General features: G+C 63.4%; 21 protein-coding genes and 1 pseudogene. 6 read left to right on the plus strand and 16 right to left on the minus strand.

Annotated elements, in window-relative coordinates:
• The first annotated feature begins 36 nt into the window (after positions 1–36).
• Positions 37–954 (plus strand): polyprenyl synthetase family protein, encoded by a 918-nt coding sequence (locus NKJ58_RS20555; protein ID WP_023736994.1) that lies wholly within the window; start codon positions 37–39, stop codon positions 952–954.
• 97 nt (positions 955–1,051) lie between these two features.
• Here the strand turns inward: NKJ58_RS20555 and NKJ58_RS20560 are convergent, their stop codons facing one another.
• Both NKJ58_RS20560 and NKJ58_RS20565 read right to left on the minus strand, forming a co-directional pair.
• Entirely contained in the window at positions 1,052–2,053 is a 1,002-nt protein-coding gene (locus NKJ58_RS20560) for an NADP-dependent oxidoreductase (protein ID WP_023736995.1), read from the minus strand.
• A 67-nt stretch (positions 2,054–2,120) separates the two neighbouring features.
• Complete coding sequence (locus tag NKJ58_RS20565; RefSeq protein WP_023727313.1) at positions 2,121–2,936, minus strand: oxidoreductase; 816 nt, start codon at positions 2,934–2,936, stop codon at positions 2,121–2,123.
• Between the two features lie 105 nt (positions 2,937–3,041).
• Between NKJ58_RS20565 and NKJ58_RS20570 the strand changes: the two genes are divergently transcribed.
• Positions 3,042–3,626 carry a TetR/AcrR family transcriptional regulator gene (locus tag NKJ58_RS20570; RefSeq protein WP_023736996.1) on the plus strand — a complete coding sequence of 195 codons (585 nt, stop codon included), beginning with the start codon at positions 3,042–3,044 and terminating at the stop codon, positions 3,624–3,626.
• A 113-nt stretch (positions 3,627–3,739) separates the two neighbouring features.
• Here NKJ58_RS20570 and NKJ58_RS20575 read toward each other — a convergent pair whose 3' ends face one another.
• The 6 genes from NKJ58_RS20575 to NKJ58_RS20600 form a co-directional block, all read right to left on the minus strand.
• Positions 3,740–4,597 carry a sigma-70 family RNA polymerase sigma factor gene (locus NKJ58_RS20575; RefSeq protein WP_352853719.1) on the minus strand — a complete coding sequence of 286 codons (858 nt, stop codon included), beginning with the start codon at positions 4,595–4,597 and terminating at the stop codon, positions 3,740–3,742.
• Positions 4,597–5,070, minus strand: coding sequence for a carboxymuconolactone decarboxylase family protein (locus tag NKJ58_RS20580; RefSeq protein ID WP_023736998.1), 474 nt, complete (start codon positions 5,068–5,070; stop codon positions 4,597–4,599). Before NKJ58_RS20580 ends, NKJ58_RS20575 begins: the two co-directional genes overlap by 1 nt.
• Before the next feature lie 98 nt (positions 5,071–5,168).
• On the minus strand, positions 5,169–6,269 hold the full coding sequence (locus NKJ58_RS20585; RefSeq protein ID WP_023698487.1) for an ABC transporter ATP-binding protein: 1,101 nt from the start codon (positions 6,267–6,269) through the stop codon (positions 5,169–5,171).
• 14 nt (positions 6,270–6,283) lie between these two features.
• Positions 6,284–8,488, minus strand: a complete 2,205-nt coding sequence (locus NKJ58_RS20590; protein ID WP_502902322.1) for an ABC transporter permease — start codon at positions 8,486–8,488, stop codon at positions 6,284–6,286.
• 91 nt (positions 8,489–8,579) lie between these two features.
• The gene (locus NKJ58_RS20595; RefSeq protein WP_023711637.1) at positions 8,580–9,605 is read right to left on the minus strand and encodes an ABC transporter substrate-binding protein; all 1,026 of its coding nucleotides are present in this window, start codon (positions 9,603–9,605) and stop codon (positions 8,580–8,582) included.
• Between the two features lie 61 nt (positions 9,606–9,666).
• Positions 9,667–10,500, minus strand: coding sequence for an inositol monophosphatase family protein (locus NKJ58_RS20600; RefSeq protein ID WP_050587118.1), 834 nt, complete (start codon positions 10,498–10,500; stop codon positions 9,667–9,669).
• A gap of 218 nt (positions 10,501–10,718) precedes the next feature.
• Between NKJ58_RS20600 and NKJ58_RS20605 the strand changes: the two genes are divergently transcribed.
• The 3 genes from NKJ58_RS20605 to NKJ58_RS20615 all read left to right on the plus strand — a co-directional run bounded on the left by NKJ58_RS20605 (position 10,719) and on the right by NKJ58_RS20615 (position 14,386).
• Positions 10,719–11,738 carry a LacI family DNA-binding transcriptional regulator gene (locus tag NKJ58_RS20605; protein WP_031208759.1) on the plus strand — a complete coding sequence of 340 codons (1,020 nt, stop codon included), beginning with the start codon at positions 10,719–10,721 and terminating at the stop codon, positions 11,736–11,738.
• Positions 11,739–11,775: 37 nt separating this feature from the next.
• Positions 11,776–11,961, plus strand: a complete 186-nt coding sequence (locus tag NKJ58_RS20610) for a hypothetical protein (protein WP_352853721.1) — start codon at positions 11,776–11,778, stop codon at positions 11,959–11,961.
• 85 nt (positions 11,962–12,046) lie between these two features.
• Entirely contained in the window at positions 12,047–14,386 is a 2,340-nt protein-coding gene (locus NKJ58_RS20615; RefSeq protein WP_352853723.1) for a response regulator, read from the plus strand.
• Here NKJ58_RS20615 and NKJ58_RS20620 read toward each other — a convergent pair whose 3' ends face one another.
• From NKJ58_RS20620 to NKJ58_RS20650, 7 genes and pseudogenes are all read right to left on the minus strand, one after another.
• Complete coding sequence (locus NKJ58_RS20620; protein WP_352853725.1) at positions 14,387–15,139, minus strand: Stf0 family sulfotransferase; 753 nt, start codon at positions 15,137–15,139, stop codon at positions 14,387–14,389. It abuts the gene before it with no gap.
• A gap of 80 nt (positions 15,140–15,219) precedes the next feature.
• A complete protein-coding gene (locus tag NKJ58_RS20625; protein WP_502902324.1) occupies positions 15,220–16,359 on the minus strand; it encodes a sterol desaturase family protein in 1,140 nt (379 codons plus the stop codon).
• 163 nt (positions 16,360–16,522) lie between these two features.
• A complete protein-coding gene (locus NKJ58_RS20630) occupies positions 16,523–16,684 on the minus strand; it encodes a phosphotransferase-like protein (RefSeq protein WP_460222898.1) in 162 nt (53 codons plus the stop codon).
• A gap of 68 nt (positions 16,685–16,752) precedes the next feature.
• A pseudogene (locus tag NKJ58_RS31510) lies at positions 16,753–16,896 on the minus strand (phosphotransferase-like protein); the annotation flags it as partial.
• Positions 16,842–17,699, minus strand: coding sequence for a lytic transglycosylase domain-containing protein (locus tag NKJ58_RS20640; protein WP_023752883.1), 858 nt, complete (start codon positions 17,697–17,699; stop codon positions 16,842–16,844). The gene NKJ58_RS20640 and the pseudogene NKJ58_RS31510, both read right to left, overlap by 55 nt.
• A 3-nt stretch (positions 17,700–17,702) precedes the next feature.
• Entirely contained in the window at positions 17,703–18,956 is a 1,254-nt protein-coding gene (gene ispG, locus NKJ58_RS20645; RefSeq protein WP_352519845.1) for a flavodoxin-dependent (E)-4-hydroxy-3-methylbut-2-enyl-diphosphate synthase, read from the minus strand.
• Between the two features lie 287 nt (positions 18,957–19,243).
• Positions 19,244–19,423 carry a YdcH family protein gene (locus NKJ58_RS20650; protein ID WP_023684024.1) on the minus strand — a complete coding sequence of 60 codons (180 nt, stop codon included), beginning with the start codon at positions 19,421–19,423 and terminating at the stop codon, positions 19,244–19,246.
• Between the two features lie 239 nt (positions 19,424–19,662).
• Here NKJ58_RS20650 and NKJ58_RS20655 point away from each other — a divergent pair, with 239 nt between their 5' ends.
• The gene (locus NKJ58_RS20655; RefSeq protein WP_023673103.1) at positions 19,663–19,866 is read left to right on the plus strand and encodes a YdcH family protein; all 204 of its coding nucleotides are present in this window, start codon (positions 19,663–19,665) and stop codon (positions 19,864–19,866) included.
• A gap of 24 nt (positions 19,867–19,890) precedes the next feature.
• Here NKJ58_RS20655 and NKJ58_RS20660 read toward each other — a convergent pair whose 3' ends face one another.
• Positions 19,891–20,706, minus strand: a complete 816-nt coding sequence (locus NKJ58_RS20660) for an IclR family transcriptional regulator (RefSeq protein ID WP_023684025.1) — start codon at positions 20,704–20,706, stop codon at positions 19,891–19,893.
• Positions 20,707–20,773 lie beyond the last annotated feature (67 nt).

The raw sequence follows: 20,773 nt of genomic DNA on the forward strand, positions 1-20,773 counted from the left end.
TGCGCAACGTCTGAGTGTCGGCTACCGCTCCCGGCCATGACGAAAGACGAGCAATTGGCCTTTGAGGCCGCACTTCTGGGGCGGGCGGCGGCGATCGAGGCCGGGCTCAGGCTGCTGCTCGACGGCCGCACGCTTGCCGGCGAGATCGCCCGGCCGGAGCGTCTGATGGCGGCCATGCGCCATGGCGTGCTGAACGGCGGCAAGCGGCTGCGCCCCTTCCTGGTCATGGAAAGTGCCGCCCTTTTTGGCGCCGATGGCGAGGCGGCGATGCGCGTGGCGGCGGCGCTCGAATGCGTGCATTGCTATTCGCTGATCCATGACGATCTGCCTGCCATGGACGACGACGATCTGCGCCGCGGCCAGCCGACCGTGCACAAGGCCTTCGATGAAGCCACCGCCATACTTGCCGGCGATGCGCTTCTGACGCTTGCCTTCGATGTCCTCGCCGATGAGGCGACGGCGCTGCCGGCGGAGCGCAGGGCGGCACTGGTGCTGGCGCTGGCGCGCGCGGCCGGCACTGGGGGCATGGTCGGCGGGCAGACGCTCGATCTCGAAGCCGAGCGCAGCAGGCCGGACGAAGCCGGCATTATCCGGCTGCAGGCGATGAAAACCGGCGCGCTGATCCGCTTCGCCTGCGAAGCCGGCGCGATCATTGCCGGCGCCGCACCGCAGGACCGCGACCGGCTGGCCGAATTCGGCTCGGCGGTCGGGCTTGCCTTCCAGCTTGCCGACGACCTGCTCGACCTGACCGCCGATGCCAGCCAGATGGGCAAGGCGACCGGCAAGGACGCAGCCGCCGGCAAGGCGACGCTGGTGGCGCTGCATGGCGCGAACTGGGCGCGCAGCCAGCTCCATGGGCTGGTCAAGCAGGCCCATGAATTGCTTGAGCCTTACGGTGAACAGGCAGCCTTGCTGAAGGCAGCGGCAAGCTTCGTGGCAATCCGCAACAACTGAGGTTTGGGCGATCGGATGCCGAACCGTTTTCGGAATTTGTCGGCCTTGCGCTGCCTTGCTTTGGTGTCTCTCAAATGCCCCAAAGCAACTGGGCGCGCTATCTGACCTTGACGACGACCTTGCCCTTGGCGCGTCCTGTTTCGACGTAAGCCAGCGCCTCATTGGTCGCTTCAAAAGGAAAGACCCTGTCGACGACCGGGCGAATCGCCCCATCTTCGATGAGGGACGTGATTTTGCTCAGTTGCTCACCTTGCGCCGACATGAACAGGAACGAAAATCCCACGCCCCGGCGCTTGGCTTTGGTCCTGATACCACGGCTCAGCAGCCGCAGCAGCAGCCTTAGCACCACGTTCAGTCCCTGTTTCCTGGCAAATTCGGGATCCGGAGGACCGGAAATCGAGATGAGCTTCCCACCCGGTTTCAGCACAGTCAGGGATTTCTCAAGCGTCTTGGCGTCCTGGCTGTTCAGGACGACGTCGTAGCCCGACAGGATTTTCTCGAAGTCGTCCTTCCTGTAGTCGACGACGACATCGGCACCGAGATCCCTGACCAGATCGTTGCTTGCCGCGCCCGCTGTTGTCGCAACGATCGCGCCGAGATGCTTTGCCAACTGGATGGCGAATGTCCCCACGCCGCCGGAGCCAGCCTGGATGAAGATCTTCTGGCCTGTCTTCAGACCCGCCCTCTCGATGAGAGCCTGCCAGGCGGTCAGACCGACCAGCGGGATCGAGGCCGCCTCTTCCATGCTGAGGTTCGCCGGCTTCAGCGCCACGTCGGCTTCATCGATTGCGATGAATTCGGCGAATGTCCCGATCCGGCCGTCGCGCGGCCGCGCATAGACGGCGTCGCCGGGTTTGAATTTGCGGACTTTCGAGCCCACCCTGACAACCCTTCCAGCCACGTCGTGACCGAGAATGAAGGGCCGGCGATAGGGAAGGATGAGTTTGAATTCACCGGTTCTGATTTTGGAATCCAGCAGGTTCACTCCTGCGGCATGGACCTCGACCAGGACGTCATTGTCCAGCAGTTCCGGCTCCGGCATCTCGGCCAGCCGCAAAATGCCTTTCTTGTTATATTTGTCGACAACGAATGCCTTCATGGCAGTGACTTTCTGAAGTGCCTGTTGGTGTGCCGTTTGTGCGTGAAATTCTCCGTCCCGCCGTTGTTCAGACCGGCAAGCGGAACTGCTTGCGCAAGGTCTTGTCGAACATCCCCGCGGGGGCGAAGCGGCGCAGCAGGCTGACCTGGCGCGCTGCCTTCCCTGCGGTATAGCGCCGTCGCGGACGGGCGTCGGTCGCTGCCTTGACGACCACATCCGCCACCACTTCCGGCCGATCGGCTTTGGGCATCACATCGGCAAGCAGCGCCTTGAGACCGGCGCGCGCCTGATCGTAGTCCTTCAACAGGGAATCCGGCTCGATGCCGTTCTGGTCGAAGACGGTGCGCACGAATGCCGGCTCGATGACCGAGACGCGAATGTTGAAGGCGCGAACCTCATGATCGAGCGACTCCGAATAGCCCTCCAGCGCGTGCTTGACCGCCGAGTAGTGCGCTGAGTATGGCGCGGGCACCAATCCTAGAATCGAGCCGATGTTGACGATGCGCCCTTGGCCGCGGCGCCGCATCGACGGCAACACCGCATTGGTCATGCGCATGACGCCGAACAGATTGACGTCGAACAGAACCTGCACCTGTGCGACCGAAGATTCCTCGGCGCCGCCAAGCAGGCCGACACCGGCATTGTTGACCAAGAGGTCGATGCGGCCGGTCTGGGCCAGCACGGTTGCAACGAGGGCGCTGACGGACTCCCCGTCGGTCACGTCGCAGGTCAGCATGGACACCTTAGCCGGGCCGTTGCCGGCCTTGCTGCGGCTTGTCCCGAAGACGGTATACCCCGCCCGCGCCAAGGCCTCGGCACTGGCGCGGCCGATGCCCGAAGAGGCTCCGGTCACGACTGCGGTCTTTCCAGAGTTCGCATTCATTTTTTATGCTCCAAAGCCACTGGGGCTAGCTTTCGTTCGCTGGTTGAATTATGATCATAATATCAAATTACAACCGTAATGCAATAGCAGAAAGGAATAGCAGCCATGCGCTACGAAAAGGGCCGAAAGGACGCCTCCCGCGATCGCATCGTGGAGGTCGCAGCCCAGCGTTTTCGCGGTGACGGCATCGCCGCGTCCGGACTGGCAGCCATTATGGGCGACGCCGGACTGACGAACGGAGCCTTCTATCCGCATTTCCAGTCCAAGGCGGAGCTCGTGCGTGAAAGCCTTGTAGCGGCACTGGAGAGCCAGGTGCAGCAACTGCAGGAGGTATTGGCCGCCGGTGGTCCGGAGATGGGCATAGCGGCGTATCTGTCAGCTGCGCACCGGGACAACCCGGGAACGGGCTGCGCCAACGCCGCGCTGCTCCCGGAACTCGCGCGTCAGCCGCCCGAAACGCGCCAAGTCTATACCGAACGCTTGCTGGTTCTGGTGCGTCAGCTGTCTGCAGCGCTTCCGCAGGCCAGGGATCCGGAAGGCGTTGCCATGGGCGTCTTTGCGACCCTCATCGGCGCGCTTCAACTGGCCCGCGCGGTGGCAGGGACCGAATTGTCGGATCGCTTCCTTGCGGCAGGAGCAGATGCCGCGCGCAGGCTGATCCAGCCACGTGACGGCGAGAAGGCATCCTAGAGGCCGGTGGCGGCAGCGGCAAAGGGCCCTGACATCGTCCTGCGGGTCGCACACAGGAAGGGCCGGCTTTTGGAGGCGGGCCGAACCGGTATTTCGCTCCGATTCAATCGGGTCTAACGCAGATGCCTGAGCTTGTCGGGATTGCGCATGACATAGACGGCCGCGATCTTCCCGTCCTCGATGTCAAGCGCGGTCGTCTGCAGTTCGCCATCGGCCTCCTGGGTGACGAACCCCGGCAGTCCATTGACGAAGCCGATGCGCACCAGCGTCGAGCGATTGTCGCGCAGCCAGGCCGCGACTTGCGCGTATTGCTTCATGACGGCGTCGAAGCCCAGCACCGGCGCCAAAGCCGCCGGACGCTTGCCGCCGCCATCGGCATGAGCGCTGACATCTGCCGTCAGCAGCGCGCCGAGCGCCTGCATGTCGCCGCTGCGCGATGCCGCGAAAAAGGCTTCGGCGATCTCCAGGCCACGCTGCTTCTCCACCTTGAAGCGGGGCCGCGCCTCGCGGACATGGCCCCGTGCGCGAGCGGCAAGCTGGCGGCAGGCGGCTGAATCGCGCTCGATGGCGGTCGCGACCTCCTCGAATTCCAGCCCGAACACATCGTGCAGCAGAAAGGCCGCCCGCTCGAGCGGCGAAAGCCGCTCCAGCGCCAACATCAGCGGCAAGGTGACATCTTCAAGATCGCCCTCTTCGACGATCGGCTCGGGCAGCCAAGGGCCGACATAAGTCTCGCGCTGGCGCCGCGTGGATTTGAGCTGGTCAAGGCAAAGCCGCGTCACCGTGCGGCGCAGGAACGCTTCTGGCTCGCGAACCTGCGAGTGGTCGGTCCCCATCCAGCGGATGAAGGCATCCTGCACGACATCCTCGGCGTCGCTCACCGAGCCCAGCATGCGATAGGCGACCCGCATCAGCTTCGGACCCAGCGGGCCGAAGCCCGCTGCCGCGTCGTCGGGTGCCGTCGCCGTCATCAGGCCGCCTTGGCGCTGGCGCGTATCGTTGCTGCGTCGGTGTAGAGCCCGAAGCCAACGGCGATGCGGTTCCAGCCATTGATGATGTTGATCAAAACGGTGAGCTTCACCTGCTCCTCCTCGGTGAAATGCGCCTTAAGATCATCATAGGCGCTTTCGCGGTCCTGTCCTTCCGAGAGGCGCGTCAGCGCATCGGTCCAGCCGAGCGCGGCACGCTCGCGGTCGCTGTAGCAGGGCGCTTCGCGCCAGGCCGGCAGCAGATAGATGCGCTGCTCGGTCTCGCCATTCTCGCGCGCTTCGGTGGCATGCAGGTTGATGCACTTGGCGCAGCCATTGATCTGCGACGCCCGAAGCTTCACCAGCTCGTTGAGGCTGTGCTCGAGCCCGGCGGCGACGGAGAGTTCGGTCGATGCGCGCTGCCACTGCTTGATCAGCGCAGGGGCGGCGGCGAAGAGGTCGATTTTGGCGGTCATGATTGCAGTCCTTGTGTTGGGTACGCCATCATGACGAGGCAGGTCCGGCCGGTGTGACATTCAGGCTGGATTTTTTCGAAGGTGCTTTCCCGGCGCGTTCAATCGTCTTTGATCAGCACGATCTTCGCCGGATCGAAATCGATCCCGACCATCGTCCCTTCCGCCACAGCGGGTGTGACATCAGGCGATGTCGCGAACAGTTCGACCGCCGGATCGCTGATCGCGATCCGGTATTCCATGTGGTCGCCGAGATACGAGCTCTTGACCACCTGGCCCTTCATGGTGCCCGCTGGCTGGCCGGGCAAGATGCGCACGGCATTCGGGCGCACAGCGAGGATCGCCGGCCCCGGAGCGTTACCGCGACCCGGCATGTCGAGCAGCAAGGGTCCGACCTTGACCCTTGCACTGGTCGCATTGCTGGAAAGCACCTCGACGTCGAGCAGATTGGCGTCGCCCATGAAGTCGGCGATGAAGCGGTTGGTCGGCTCGTTGTAGAGGTCGCGCGGCGTGCCGTCCTGGGCGACGCGAGCGGCGTTCATGACGATGATGCGGTCGGAGACGGCGAGCGCCTCTTCCTGGTCATGCGTGACATAGACCATGGTCAGCGCCAGATCTTGCTGGAGACCCCGGATTTCGTCGCGCACGCGCCGGCGCAGCTTGGCGTCGAGGTTGGACAGCGGCTCGTCGAACAGCAGCACCTTCGGCTCCAGTACGATGGCTCGCGCCACCGCGACGCGCTGCTGCTGGCCGCCGGACAATTCGCTCGGCTGGCGCTTCTCGTAGCCGGACAGGCCGACAAGCGACAGCTTTTCGGCGGCGCGCTCGGCTGCCTGCGCCTTGCCAAGCCCCATAGCCCGCAAGCCGTAGCTGACATTCTCCATCACGTTCATGTGCGGGAACAGCGCATAGGACTGGAACACCATGGAGACATCTCGCTCGGCGGCGGACAGCAAGGTGACGTCCTTGTCGTCGATCAGGATGCGCCCGGTGCTGGTCTGTTCCAGCCCGGCGATCAGCCTGAGCGTCGTCGTCTTGCCGCAACCCGAGGGCCCGAGCAGCGTCACCAGGCTGGCCGGCGCGATGTCGAAGCTGACATTGTCGACGGCGATCACCGCGCCGTATTTCTTGGTGACGCCCTCGAACCGCACGGCCGGCCTGTCCGTGACAACCGGGACAGCATTCTTCGCCGTCTGATCCACGCCGCTTCTCCCCATCAGATTGCTGCCACCACGGCTTCCGCCCCAGGCCGGCGCCGGCCGAGCCGGCGTTCGCCGACCAGCAGCTGGATGCCGATGAGGATGACCATCATGACAACGATCATCACCGCCGAATAGACAATCGCGATGCCGTATTCGCCGACATCTGCGCGCCCGACAATGTAGACCGTGGCGAGATTGAACCGGCCGCTCGCCAGGAAGATGACGGCGCTGACCGCCGTCACCGCGCGCACGAAACTGTAGATCATCGCGGTCACGATCGCCGGCTTCAGGATCGGCAGGATCACCCGCCGCAAGGTAGCAAAAGACCGCGCCCCAAGCGTCAGCGATGCCTCGTCCAGGCTCTTGTCGATCTGTCCGAGATTGGCGAGCCCGGCACGGATCGCCACCGGCATGTTGCGGAAGATGAAGGAGATGACGATGATCAGCCCGGTGCCGGTCAACTGCACCGGCGGCACGTTGAAGGCAAGGATATAGCTGACGCCGATCACCGTGCCGGGAATCGCAAAGCTCATCATCGCCAGGAATTCGAACATGGTGCGCCCGGCGAAACGCTGCCGGTCGAGCAGATAGGCCGTCAGGATGCCGAGCGCCGCGGTGAACGGCATCGCCACCAGCGCCAGGCCGATGGTCATCAGCAGCGACGGCCAGGCCGAGCCGCTGAAAAACCAGCCATTGACGCCTTTCTCGATCGAAAAGGCGGTGAGGAAATATTCGAGCGTCGGCGTGTTGTCGCGCCCGATCGATTGCACGAAACCGCCGCCCAGGATGATGCCGTAGACCACGATGGTCAGAACCAGCCACGGAACGACGGCGGCGTAGCAGCCGATCCGCAAGGCCTTGGGCAGCGTCGCCGGTACGCCGCCATCGCCCTTGCCTGCGACGGTGACGTAGCTGCGGCTGCCGATCCAGCGGCGCTGGATGACGAAGGCTGCCAGCGTGAACATCAACAGCACGATCGCCAGCACCGCCGCGCGGCCCTGGTCGTGCGCCGCACCGACCACTGCAAAGAAGATGTCGGTCGACAGCACGTTGAAGTTTCCGCCCAGCACCAGCGGATTGGCGAAATCGGCCATGCTCTCGATGAACGAGATCAGGAAGGCGCTGGCCAGGCCCGGCCGGATCAACGGCCAGGTGACGGTGCGAAACGTCCGCCAGCGGCTGGCGCGCAGGGTTTGTGATGCCTCCTCCATGCTCGGGCTGACCCCTTGCAGCACGCCGACCAAAACCAGGAAGGCGATCGGCGTGAAGGCCAGCACCTGCGCGATGGTGATGCCGGCCATGCCATAGATCCAGCGGCTGCGCGGAATGCCGAGATGCACCGACATGAGGTTGGTGACGATGCCGGCGCGGCCGAACAGCAGGATCAGCGCCAGGCCGATGACGAAGGGCGGCGTGATGATCGGCAGGATGGACAGGCCGCGCAGCAACCATTTGGCCGGCAGCTTGGTGCGTAGCGCGATCAGCGCCAGCGCTAGGCCGAGCGCCGTGCAGAAAAAGCCGACGAGGACTGCGATCGCCACCGTGTTCCACGCCACGCCGCAGGAGCCCTCGCCATAGAGGCAGCGCAGGCTCCATATGTTGGCGCTGAAGATCTTGTCGAAGAACAGCGCCGGCACGACATTGCCGTCATTGTCCTTGATGGCCGAGGTGAGGATCGACAGCAGCGGATAGGCGACGAACAGGATCAGCGAAGCAATCACGATTGAGAGCGAGCCGACGACGAAACGGTCGCCCTTGCACCATCCCCGCGCAGCGAGCGCCTCGGCGATGAACATCAGCATCGCCACGGCATAGAGCGCCGCGCCCCAGCCAAGCCCGGGCTGCATCGGTCCCGGCGTGCCGGCGATCCGGGTAAGCAAGCCAAATCCCCAGCCCGAATGGATGATGGAAAAGCCTTCGATGGCCAGCCACAGCAGGCCCGCCGCGCCTGCAACCGCCAGGCTCTTGGGGTTGTTGCGCGCCACCAGCCAGCTCGCCAGCAGAAGCGGCAGGATAAGCGGCAACAGCCAGGGCCGGCCACCGAGCGCCAGGATGATGGCCGGCGTCGCATCCGCCGGCTGTGCCAGCCAGTCGAACGAAAGGAAGCCGCCTTCGACCTTGTACCAAGGCAAGAGCACGAAGCTCGCCCACGCGGCCATTACCCAGGCGAGCGCGCTTCGTCCAGGAGCGGAACTGACCATGGAACCGGCCGCGGACATTCAATGTCTTTCTGTTGCCAAAGGATGGTGCGCCGGCTGCGGCGAGGGGCAGCCGGCGATCAGATGCTAGAGCGAGCGCAAAAGAACGCGCTCAGCCGCCATTGCGGACCTCGTCGGTGAACTTCTTCAACAGCCGCTTGCGTTCGGCCGACGAGCCGTATTTGGCGAAATCGTAGTCGATCAGCTTGATCTTCGAGAGGTCCGGCGCCTCGGGCGGCACCGGCGTGGCGGTGTTCGACGGAATCTGGAAGCTGCCGTTCGGCGCCGCGAGCTTCTGCGCATCCGGGCTCAGCGCCCAGTCGTAGAATTTCTGCGCCTCTTCGGCATGCTTGGCGCCCGTCACGATGCTCATCGAACCGATCTCGAAGCCGGTGCCTTCGCAAGGCGACACCACCTTCACGGCAGGGTTCTGTTTCGCGGCATTGATCACGTCGTGCTGGAAGGAGATGCCGATCAGCGTCTCGCCCTTGCCGACGGCGAGCGCCGGCGCGGCCCCTGCCTTGGTGTATTCGGCGATGTTCTTGTTGAGCTGCTTGAGATAATCGAATGCCTTGTCCTCGCCCATCAGCTGGACGATGGTGGCGAGCATGGTCCAGGCCGTGCCCGATGAATTCGGGTCGGCCATCTCGATTTCGCCCTGGAATTCCGGCTTGACCAGATCGGCCCAGCACGCCGGCGCGGTCAGCCCGCGCTGCTTCAGATCTTCCTCATTGTAGCCGTAGCCGAGTGCACCGAGATAAATGCCGACCGTGCGGTTCTTCGACCTGTCGGCCTGCTTCAGCGCCCAGTCGCGCAAGTTTGCCAGCTGCGGCGACTTGTATTCCTGGGTGAGGCCCTCTTCCGCCGCCTGCAGATGCGGGTCGCCGGTGCCGCCCCACCAGATATCGGCTTGTGGATTGTCCTTCTCGGCCCGGAGGCGGGCGTAGATTTCGCCGGCGCTCATGCGGGTCATGTCGACGCTGACGCCCGTCTCCTTCTGGTAGGTGGTCGCCATCGCCCGGCACCAGGCCTCGTCGACGGCGCAATACATTGTGAGGCTGCGATCGGCCGCCTGGGCGGCACCCGCCAATCCGAACATGGCCAGCGCCGCGCCAAGGCCAAGCCAGGCGGCGCGCAAGCCTTGCTTACTGTCAAATGTCTTCATCGATATTCCTCCCTATCTTTCACACTGAAACGATCTACCCGTCGTCGAGCGGCACTCCGATCACCTGGGACAATGTCGCCGCAACACCGGGTGCTGCCGCAAGCACGGGATTGCCCTTCGCCATGCCGTCGCCGTCGAGGAACCGGTTCACCCGGCCGCCGGCCTCCTCCACCAGCAGCAATCCGGCCAGGCAGTCCCACGAATTGATGTGCAGCTCGGCATAGGCATCGGAGCGGCCGTCGGCCACATAGGCCAGCCCAAGCGCTCCGGAGCCGGAGCGCCGCACGTTGGCGCCGAGTGCCCAGACAAGGCTCACCTTGTCCAGATAGTCGCGATTGGGAATCCTGGGCGACCAGCCGAACTCGACAAAGGCGCGGTCGAACGCTTGCGTCGGCGACACACGGATCGGCGCGCCATTGCGCGTCGCGCCTTGCCCGCGGCGGGCAAAGTACGTTTCGCCGATGGCCGGATTGGCAATGCCGCCGATCTCGCTGCGGCCGTCCTCGACGAAAGCTATCGAAATGCAGAAATGCGGAATACCGCGCATGAAATTGGCGGTGCCGTCGATCGGGTCGACGACCCACATGCGGGCAGAGCCGATGCCGCCGCCTTCCTCGCCCAAAAACCCGTCCTGCGGAAAAGCCTCTGCCAGAGTGGCGCGGATGTGCTCCTCGACCTTGCCGTCGGTTTCAGTGAGAAAATCTTGCGGGCCTTTCATCGCCACCGGCTGGACGGCGCCCTGCCGGGCATAGCCTTCCATCGCCAGTTGCCCGGCCGTGACAAGCAGTTTCCGGCAGACCTCGGCACGCCTGTCCATCTCGGCCTCGGACAGCCGGTCCGCCTTCGGATGCGCCGCCGCCCTGCTCATGCAGCCGGTCCGGACAATCGCGCCCTCAATGCCGTCTTCGGCGAAATGGACAGGGTATTCCTCCGATGCCACTCTTGAGCCGGCTTGTATTGCACGGCTGTGCAAAGCTGTTGCATTCCGCCATGCCTGTCAAGTGCGGTGGGTGGCAATGGCAGAAGAGTTGCATTACACTGCACGGGTGTGCAAAGAATCACGAAAACAGCAGCGAGAGCGTTCGCTTGACGGTTCCGAGAATCCGCACCGGTTTTTCCAGCGCCCAGCAGGTTGCCGACCTCGCCGGGGTTTCGCGCTCGGCCGTGTCACGTACCTTCACGCCCGGCGCTTCCGTTTCCGGGGAAACCCGCGAGCGGGTGATGCTGGCGGCCGAGCAACTCGGCTATCACGTCAACCATCTGGCTCGCGGCCTGATGCGGGCCTCGACCGGCATTGTCTGCCTCATCGTTGCCGATGGCGACACGCCCTATCATGCCCGCCTGCAGAAGGCGCTGACCCAACATCTGCGGGACGCCGGCAAAATGGCCATGGTGTTCAACACCTCCGGCCCCAGCCACCATGTCGACCAGGCGCTGCGCAACACGCTGAACTATCGCGCCGATGCGAGCATCGTTCTGTCCGGCTCGCCGCCGCAGTTGCTGATCCGCACCTGTCTTGAGAACGGCCAGCGGCTGGTGCTGATCAATCGCGATGACCGCTTCGACGGCCCGCACAATATCGGTGTCGACAACGCTGCAGCCGCAGAGGCAGCGCTGCATGCCTTCATCCGGGCCGGCTGTACCCGCCCCGCTTTGGTGACCTCGGCTGCCGGCACGCCCAGCCTGCTCTCCCGCGAAACCGCCTTCCTTACCGCCGCGCAGAAGGAAGGGCTGGAGGTGACCGTGTGGCGCGAGGGCCGCACCGGCTATGCCACCGGAGCCGATGGCGCCAGGCGGCTCTTTTCCGGCCGGCAGCGGCCGGATGCGGCGTTCTGCGTGACCGACCTGATTGCGTGCGGCTTTCTCGATGCGGCCCGCCACGAGTTCGGCATCAGCGTACCCCGCGATCTCTGCGTCATCGGCTTTGACGACATTGAACAGGCCGACTGGGCCTCTTACCGGCTGACGACGTTCTCGCCGCCGATCGAGGAGATCGCCAGGCGCGCCGTGCGGCTCGCGACCGGCGCGCGGGAGGAGGCTGGCAGCCGCCTGATCTGCCATGCGCCCATGGTCTGGCGCAGCACGGTGAGGCCGGGCCAGGGCTGATGCGAAACATGTGTCGGTCAAGACGGGAAACGTACTGATGTCCAAGAAAAAGGCCAGGAAGACCCGCCAGGCGGCAAGACCGGTGGAGATAGCTGTAGGCCCCGAAATCCGGAGCATGATGCGCAAGTTCGGCCTGACCGAGGAAGAAGCACTGCGCATGATGCGCAAATGCGATGCCACCCTCTATGGCGCCAACTCCGGGCACGTGCAGCCAGGATCTTGACGGCCCGCCAGGCGCGAACGGAATTTTAATGTAAATCAAGCGTAATCCCGACCGTTAAAATGATGCGTATGTGTTGGGGTTGCGCATGCCGGAATATTCTTTCTTCATCCGCTCGATCCGGATCCGCTACATCTCGGGATTGCTCATCTTTGCGCTGGCTTCCACCGCGGTGATGTTTGCGCTCAATCGCGTCAATTCCTTCCGCCACGACATCGACGCGCTGAGCAGCAATCTCGTCGTCTTCACCCGCGACCTGCGCAACGCCTCCAGCTTTGCCGAAACCGCCAGCACGACCTGGCGCACCGAAACCCGTGACGGCCTTGCCGCCGCAGCGCGCGGCCATTCGCAACGCCTGACCAGCGAGATCGAAACACTGTCCGCGGAGTTGGCCGCGATCAAGCCGAGCCTGTCGGCCAAAACGCTGGACGAACTCTCGTCGGCCGCCGTCAACGGCGACCTGTTCTGGTCGTCGCGCGACATCGTGCGCAACTTCAACCTGATGTCGGCGGCGCAACAGACCGACGAATGGAGTTCGCGCGAAATCCTCAACCAGAACGACCTGTTCGTCCAGCCGATGCTGGTGCGTGTGCGTACCGCCATGGATGGCGAACGCCATCTGGCCGACGCCTCCAGCGACAGGCTGCTGTTGTGGGCAAGCGGCCTTCTGTTCGCGGTTCTTGCCATCGTTGCCCTCTGGATCTTCCGGCCGATGGAAAATGCGATCCGCCGCGCCTTCACCGAATCCGCCGCATCCTTGTTCAAGGCCGAAGCGGCCGACCGCGCCAAATCGGAATTCCTGGCCAATATGAGCCATGAGATCCGCACGCCGATGAATGGCGTGCTGGGCATGGCCGAACTGCTCGCCAAGACCGAGCTTAACGCGCGCCAGAAAACCTTCACCGAAGTCATCGTCAAGTCCGGCAATGCGCTGCTCACCATCATCAACGACATCCTCGATTTCTCCAAGATCAATGCCGGTCAGCTGACGCTCGATCCTGCACCCTTCCGGCTTGCCGAAGCGGTCGAGGACGTGGCCACACTGGTGTCGGCGCGCGTCGCCGAAAAGAACCTCGAGCTGATCGTGCGTGTCGACCCGCGCCTGCCTGCCCATGTCGTCGGCGATGCCGGACGGTTCCGTCAGATCGTCACCAATCTGCTCGGCAATGCGGTGAAGTTCACCGAGAAGGGCCATGTGCTGATCGATGTCGGCGGCGAGGTGGTCGACGGCATGGTCCAGCTCAAGGTCCGCGTCGAGGACACAGGCATCGGCATTCCTGCCGAGAAGCTCGAGAACGTGTTCGAGAAATTCGCGCAGGTCGACGGCTCGTCGACGCGCCGCCATGAAGGCACCGGCCTCGGCCTTGCCATCGCCGCCCGCCTCATCGACCTGATGGGCGGCAAGATCGGCGTCGAAAGCGAGATCGGCCGCGGCTCGGTGTTCTGGTTCGCCGTGCCGCTGCCGGCGCATCAGCAGGACACGCGCAACGAGGTCGTGCCGGTCGATGTCACCGGCGCCCGCGTGCTGGTCATCGACGACAACCCGGTCAACCGCGAGATCTTGCTGGAACAGCTCAGAAGCTGGAGCTTCGACTGCGCGGCCGCCGAAAGCGGCGCCGTTGGCCTCGCCTTTCTAGACCGGGCCAGCCAGCTCGGTGCTGCGGTCGACTGCATCATCCTCGACTACCAGATGCCCGGCATGAACGGCGCCGATGTCGCCAAGGCTATTTCCGCCGACAGCCGTCTCTCCGCCATCCCGGTGGTGCTGCTGACCTCCGTCGATCAGGTCGATTTCGGCAAGATGGTCATCGATTTCGGCATCGCCGCGCATCTCACCAAGCCGGCGCGCTCGGCCATCCTGCTCGGCACCGTCATCTCGGCCATCCAGAAAGCGCGGGCCCAGATCGGCAAGGCCCAGTTCGTTCGCGAGCCGGTTGTCACGCAGGCCGCACCCACACCGCCTGCCTTCACCGTCATTCGCGGCCCGGTGATGCCCGTGGCCGCGACACTGGAATCGACTGTCACGGCAAACGGCCCGATCGATATTCTTATCGCCGAGGACAATGACGTGAACCAGCTGGTGTTCGGCCAGATCCTCAATGGGCTTGGCCTCAGCTACCGCATCGCCAGCAATGGCCGCACGGCCGTCGAGATGTACCGGGCGCTACGGCCGAAGCTGATCCTCATGGACGTCTCCATGCCGGAGATGAACGGCTACGAGGCGACCCGCGCCATCCGGGCGGCGGAGGCAGCGAGTGGCAATCACACACCAATCATCGGCGTCACCGCGCACGCACTGAAGGGCGACCGCGACAAATGTATCGAGTCCGGAATGGACGACTATCTGCCCAAGCCGGTGTCGCCCGACCGTCTCGGCAGCAAGATCGGCACATGGCTCAGCGAGACGGTGGCGGTAAAGAGGGCTTGATCAAATCGCCGCGTCCAGACGATAGCGGCGCATCCAGTCGAGGCTAATCTCGTCCGAGAGCTTGGCGACGCCCGGCTTTACGTCGGCGGCATTCGGCGCCGGAACGCCCAGGGCCTCGCAGATGGATGCCAATGCCGCTGCCGGATCGGCTGACAGGCGCTCATAGCCGATGCGCAGCGGGACGATCCCCTGCTCCGCGAACCAGACATTCCAGCCCGCGTCATAGGCTTCGAGTTCGGCAAGCTCGCGCTGGATCCGCTTGAAATCGTAGCGGGGTTCCTGCGGCGGTGCGGCCCGTTCGATCTCGGTTCCGTCGGGCGCGATGTGCCAAAGCCCGGTCTGCTCGGCCTTGATCAGCGACACCGCCTGCGCCAGCTTGTTTTCGCGAGACAAGTGGATGTAGAGGACCCGCCCAAAGGCTTTTTCAAACCGCGCTTTGTCCGAAGACAGGTCTGGGTAGATCCGGTCGACGATCGCCGAGAGTTCATCCAGGTTTTCCCGCATCAGGCGCAGGCCGAAGACGCTTGTTCCGCCCCTTCCCGCGCTGATTGCCGCACCGAGATAGGCGAGGTCGAAATCATGCGCGCTCATCGTCTCGGGATGCGCCAATTTCCACTCTTCGGCCCATTCCGCCTTGTCCTCCCGCCTATAGAAGGAGTGCGGATCGCCAGCTGTTTTCGTCGAGGCCAGAAGGCCGCACAGCAAGGTGCTTCCGGTTCTCGGCGTGCCGCAGATTATGTAGCCGTCAAGCATCTCGGGGCTCTGTCGCTTGTCATGGATTGGGCTAACCTCGCCAGGCGCGGTGACACGCGCGCTTTGCGAAGGACTCCAGTCTAGCCGCGCCGGAAGGGATAGAGGAATTGCTGCCAGTATCCGTTCGGAACGGGATGTCCGTGAATGCCGTAGCCGTTCGGCCAGCGCCCTTCGGGCATATGGTGGGTACCGAACAGCCGGTCGAGCAGCGGGAAATGGATGGCGAAATTTACGTCGATCGCTTCTTTCTCGAGGCCGTGATGCCAGTGGTGGTAACGCGGCGACACCAGCATCTTTTCGACTGGACCGAAACTGGTCCCGATGTTGGAATGGATGAAAGACGAATAGACGTAGACGATCAAAATATACGTCTGGATAGCCGATTCATCGAACCCCAGCACGAACATCGGGGTTGCCGTCAGGCTGCGCAGCATGATGATTTCCAGGAAATGCATGCGCGCACCGGCAATCCAGTCCATCGACTTGGCGGAATGGTGCACGGCATGGAACTTCCACAGCCAGGGAATGCGATGAAAGGCCCGATGCACCCAATACTGGGCAAAGTCGGTCAGGAACATTACCGCCAGCAGTTGCACCAGCCACGGCAAGCCGTGGACCCAGGCGCGCACCGAACCAAGGGCGCCCTGTGCATTGACGAAGTTGGACGGCGCCAAGGTCAGGTAGGTCAAAATCTGCACCAGCAGCGACGAGACCAGATAGTAGAACAGGTCCTCGCGCCATTCGTCGCGGAACACGGTCTGATCCTTGTTGCGCGCGAAAAGACGTTCGAGCGGAACGAACAGCACACCCATGAACAGGGCGTTCAGGATGAAGAAATCAAGCCCGAAGAACACCCCTTCGATGTGCAGTTGATGTCGCACAGGAAGCATGCCGACCAGCGACGCCAGCAGCACAGTGAACATGGCTGCCGCGCCGAGCGTCTTTTGCCTGCGCAGCGTCATGCTGAGGATCGCCAGGATATAGCCGGAGATGAGGACGAAATAGAGCGCCGGCTTGAAGAACAGCATCTGGTGGATGGGGGCCAGATCCGGCATCGATGTAAGCGACGGGTAGCGCAGCACGATGACCATCAGCAGGGCGGTGACCCCGGCAAGCAAGCCGATCGAGCCGGACAGCCAGCCAGAACCGAACGGCCGTTTGGCGCGCGGCGTTTCAAGTTCACTTACAACGCGTCTAAGGAAATTTGCCACCGCCCCCATGCCCCGCCTTTTTGACGATCGCAAAAGCTCTCGTCGAGATATCGACCTCTTTTGCTACAGCAGGGCTCATTAATATTTAATCGCCACGACCCTGCACATGACGGGTGACTATCGCTTTTGGGCGATTGGAAGAGCTATGATTGCAACAAAAGAACACCGGGCACTATAGTCGGAATCTTTCCTGGATGCGACGGGCGCATTCAAGCGGCATCAGCTGGCTGGTGTCGACTTGGAGGTCGTAGTCTATGCCGTTGTGGACGCGTCCATATTGCCAGCGCGCCAGGCCGGGCAGCCTGTCGGCGCGCGCGGCCTCGCGCGCTTCCAGTACAGCGCCGGCGGCAGCATGTCGATGAAAGCATCCATCTGGACATGCAGGAAGGGCTCGGTGGCGATCGTTTGCAGCGCCCTGGCGATCGAGCTTTTGCCGGCGCTGCCGACGCCATTGAGCAGGACGATTTTGGCCGTCCTGTCGCCCCCTCGGCCTATCGGTTGCGCACGACGATACAGGCGCCGCCGACGCTTTGCAGTTTCTGGCAGATGACGTTTGCGGCGGCACGGTCGTCGACGCCGATCCTGACGGCGTAGATGCCGCGTCGGCCGATCGGCGTGCGCACCCGGCTGACCACCGGGTCACGACCGGAAAGCAGCGCCGGAAACCGGCTCCTGACCCGCAGCCACTGATTGATCGCAGCTCCCCTGCGGAAATTGCCGGCCACCTGGACGCCCCATGGCTTCACATTGATCGACGCCATCGCCACGGTTCTCGACATGATCACCGGCAGCTTGCGGCAGGCGACGGCAAAGCTGGTTTTCCCGTCGAGCGGCTCGATCGTTCCGGCGTAGGCGCTGTCGGAGAACTTGTCGGCCGGTTCGCCCATGATGTCGAAGACGTAGCTCTCGGTCTCCATCGGCAGGAAACCGCCGGAACCCAGCCAGCGCGAAACGCGGCTCTCGCCGGCATTGTAGGCAGCCGCCGCCAGGCCGAGATTGCCGAAGCCGGTCTTCATTTCGGCGAGATATTTCGCCGAAGCCGGGATCGCCTGCTCGATGTCGAAAGGATCGGCCAGCCCGCGCATCTTGGCGGTGCCCGGCATGAACTGGGCGATGCCTTCGGCACCGACCGGGCTAACCGCATTGGGATCGAAGCGGCTTTCTTTCCAGATCAGCCGGGCGAAGTAATCCTTCGGCAGACCGTTCCGCTCGGCATGCGTCTCGATCAGGTCACAGACACGGCCGATCAATCGTTTCGCCGCCGAGCGCGATTGCGGTGGATCGGCAAGTGCCTGTCCGACACCCAGCCCGCAGAGCAGGATCACACCGGCTTTGAGCAGCCCCCGCATGGCTCATTCGGCCGCGGCTTTGCCGTGCTGTCCAAACCGCTGCTCGATATAGTCGGCAACCATTTTTTCGAAATCGGCGGCGATCGACGGACCGCGCAGCGTCGCCGACTTCTTGCCGTCGACGAAGACGGGTGCGGTCGGCGTCTCGCCGGTGCCGGGCAGCGATATGCCGATATCGGCGTGCTTGGATTCGCCGGGGCCGTTGACGATGCAGCCCATCACCGCGACCTTGAGGTTCTCGACGCCGGGATATTTCTCCCGCCAGACCGGCATGTTCTTGCGCAAATCGGCCTGGATGTTCTGGGCGAGTTCCTGGAACACGGTGGATGTCGTGCGGCCGCAGCCGGGGCAAGCGGCGACGATCGGCACGAACTGACGGAAGCCCATGGTCTGCAGCAGTTCCTGCGAGACCTGCACCTCACGCGTGCGATCGCCATTCGGCTCCGGCGTCAGCGAGATGCGGATGGTGTCGCCAATGCCTTGCTGCAAGAGGATGCCCATGGCAGCCGACGAGGCGACGATGCCCTTGGATCCCATGCCGGCTTCGGTGAGGCCAAGATGGAGCGCATGGTTGGAACGCGTGGCAAGCTCGGTGTAGACCGCGATCAAATCCTGCACGCCGCTGACCTTGGCCGACAGGATGATCTTTTCGCGGGCGAGGCCTATCTCTTCGGCCATTTCGGCCGACAGGATGGCCGACTGCACGATCGCCTCGCGGGTTACTTCCTGCGCCGTCAGCGGGAAGCCTTGGCGCTGGTTCTCGTCCATCAGCCGGGTGAGCAACTCCTGATCGAGCGACCCCCAATTGACGCCGATGCGCACCGGCTTGTCGTATCTGATCGCCATTTCGACGATCGCTGCGAACTGGCGGTCCTTCTTGTCCTTGAAGCCGACATTGCCGGGATTGATGCGGTATTTGGCCAGCGCCTCGGCGCAGGCTGGATGGTCGGCCAGCAGCTTGTGGCCGATATAGTGGAAGTCGCCGACCAGCGGCACATTGATGCCGAGCCGCTCGAGCCGTTCGCGGATGCGCGGCACGGCGGCGGCGCTCTCGTCACGATCGACGGTGATGCGCACGATCTCGGAGCCAGCGCGATGCAAAGCCGCAACCTGCGCGACGGTCTGGTCGATATCGGCCGTGTCGGTGTTGGTCATCGACTGCACGACGACCGGCGCGCCGCCGCCGACGACCACGCCGCCGACATCGACGCCGACCGATGTCCGGCGCGCAAAGGGGGAGGAAAAATACCCGGTCATGCCGGCAGCCTCTTGATCACCCGAGCGACACACGTCCACGTCGACGCACGCTCAATCAGCTATCAGCGCATAGCGCTGAGGTTCGGGCATGAGGTGGAGGAGCAAAGATGGCTTGTCAATGGCGACAGACAAGCAGAGCCGCCAAATCGCAGCAGCGCGGCGACCCCACAGACGGGTTTCGCCGGCCAACAGTATCGGAATCAGTAGCAAAAACAGGCCTCCGGCGGCATGTTGCCACCGGAGCGATAGTCACGCGCCAAGGCGGCGCGTCTAATCCTGGAAGGGCGTCAGTGTCTCGTCGGTTTCGCCTTCAGTTTTTCAATCTCGTCCTTGAGTGCCAGCTTGCGTCGCTTCAGATTCACGATTTCGAGGTCGTCGACCGATGGATGGTTCATCGCATCGTCGATCTCGCGTTCGATATCACCGTGTTTCCGCTGCAACTCATCAAGATGGGATGCAAGAGACATGATTGGTTCTCCCTTTCATGGTTTCCTCGATTGCAGCCGTCAAAGGCACGTCCACCGCAGGTCGCATCTGTGACGGCACCATGACAGTCTGCCACCATCCGGCTGCGATGTCGAATGCTGCGTGGTAGCATTCCACGACAATGTGATATGTGATATTGGCTGCGCGCCGGCGGCAATTGATGCCGCCCCCGCCCAATCATGCCCATTGCCGGGCGCCGCAGACATGCAGACGGTAGAGAATGTCCGACCAGGAAAAGGCCGATGTCCGCCTCGAATTTTCCCGCCTGAAGCAGGAGCATGCCGATTTCGACGCGGCCATCAATGCGATGATCGCCATGGGCTGCGACCCCTTGCAGATCCAGCGCATGAAGAAGAAGAAGCTTTTCCTCAAGGACCGGCTGATGGCGCTGGAAGACAAGATCATTCCGGACATCATCGCTTAGCCGACGGCCTCGGGGCCTAACTGCTCACCCCGCTATCGACAGCCGCGCCGCGCGATGGCGCAGCAACGTCAGCAATTCGTCGGTCTTCTCCGCTGAAGTGTCGATCGGCACCACCAGGCACATCGTCGCCTCGACCTTGCCGGCGGCCGCGAAGACAGGGGCGGCCAGGCATTTGGTGTAGGCGTCGACCAGCCCCGAAGTGATGCAATAGCCGGTCGTTCTGGCCGTCGCGATATCGGCAATGAAGTCGTCGAACTGCAGCCTGCGGCCGTCCGGCAGCAAAAGGTCGTCTTCCGAGACCATGTCCTGGATGGCGGCCCTTTCCAATCCGGCCAGAAGCAGCCGCCCCGATGCCGTCCATGGCAGCGGGATCTGCAGGCCGGTGGCCGAGCTGATGCGGAACGGCCTGGTGCCGGGGCTGGAATGGACGATGGTATAGCGCCCGCTTTGCAGCATGCACAATTCGGAGGTCTCGCCGGTCTCGCGCGACAGATTGTCGACCTCCTGCCGGCCCCGCCTAAGCAGGTCGTTGCCCCTGACATAGTCCATTCCATAGAGGTAGAGCTTCTTGCCGAAATAGACCCGGTTGCCGTCGCCCTCCATCTCCAGGAGACCCGCATCGACCAGCGAACGCACCAGCGTATAGGTGGTGGAGCGCGGCGCATTCACCCCCTTGGCGAGATCGCCAATGCCGATGGCGCGCTGCGTAACATGCAGGAAGTCCAGGATCTCCAGCACCCGGTTGAGGCCCTTCTCGCGCGAGCCGGAGGTCTTGTCGGGCGTCGGGCTCTCGGCTGGACCAAGCTCCGCCCGATCCGTGAGTCCATTGCTGTCTTGCATAACTGATTCCTGATGTTAGTATCTGTCTTGTATAGGATACATATGTCTATTGTAAGAGACAATTCAG

The organism is Mesorhizobium sp. M0139 (assembly GCF_040322455.1).
Classification (GTDB): Bacteria; Pseudomonadota; Alphaproteobacteria; order Rhizobiales; family Rhizobiaceae; genus Mesorhizobium.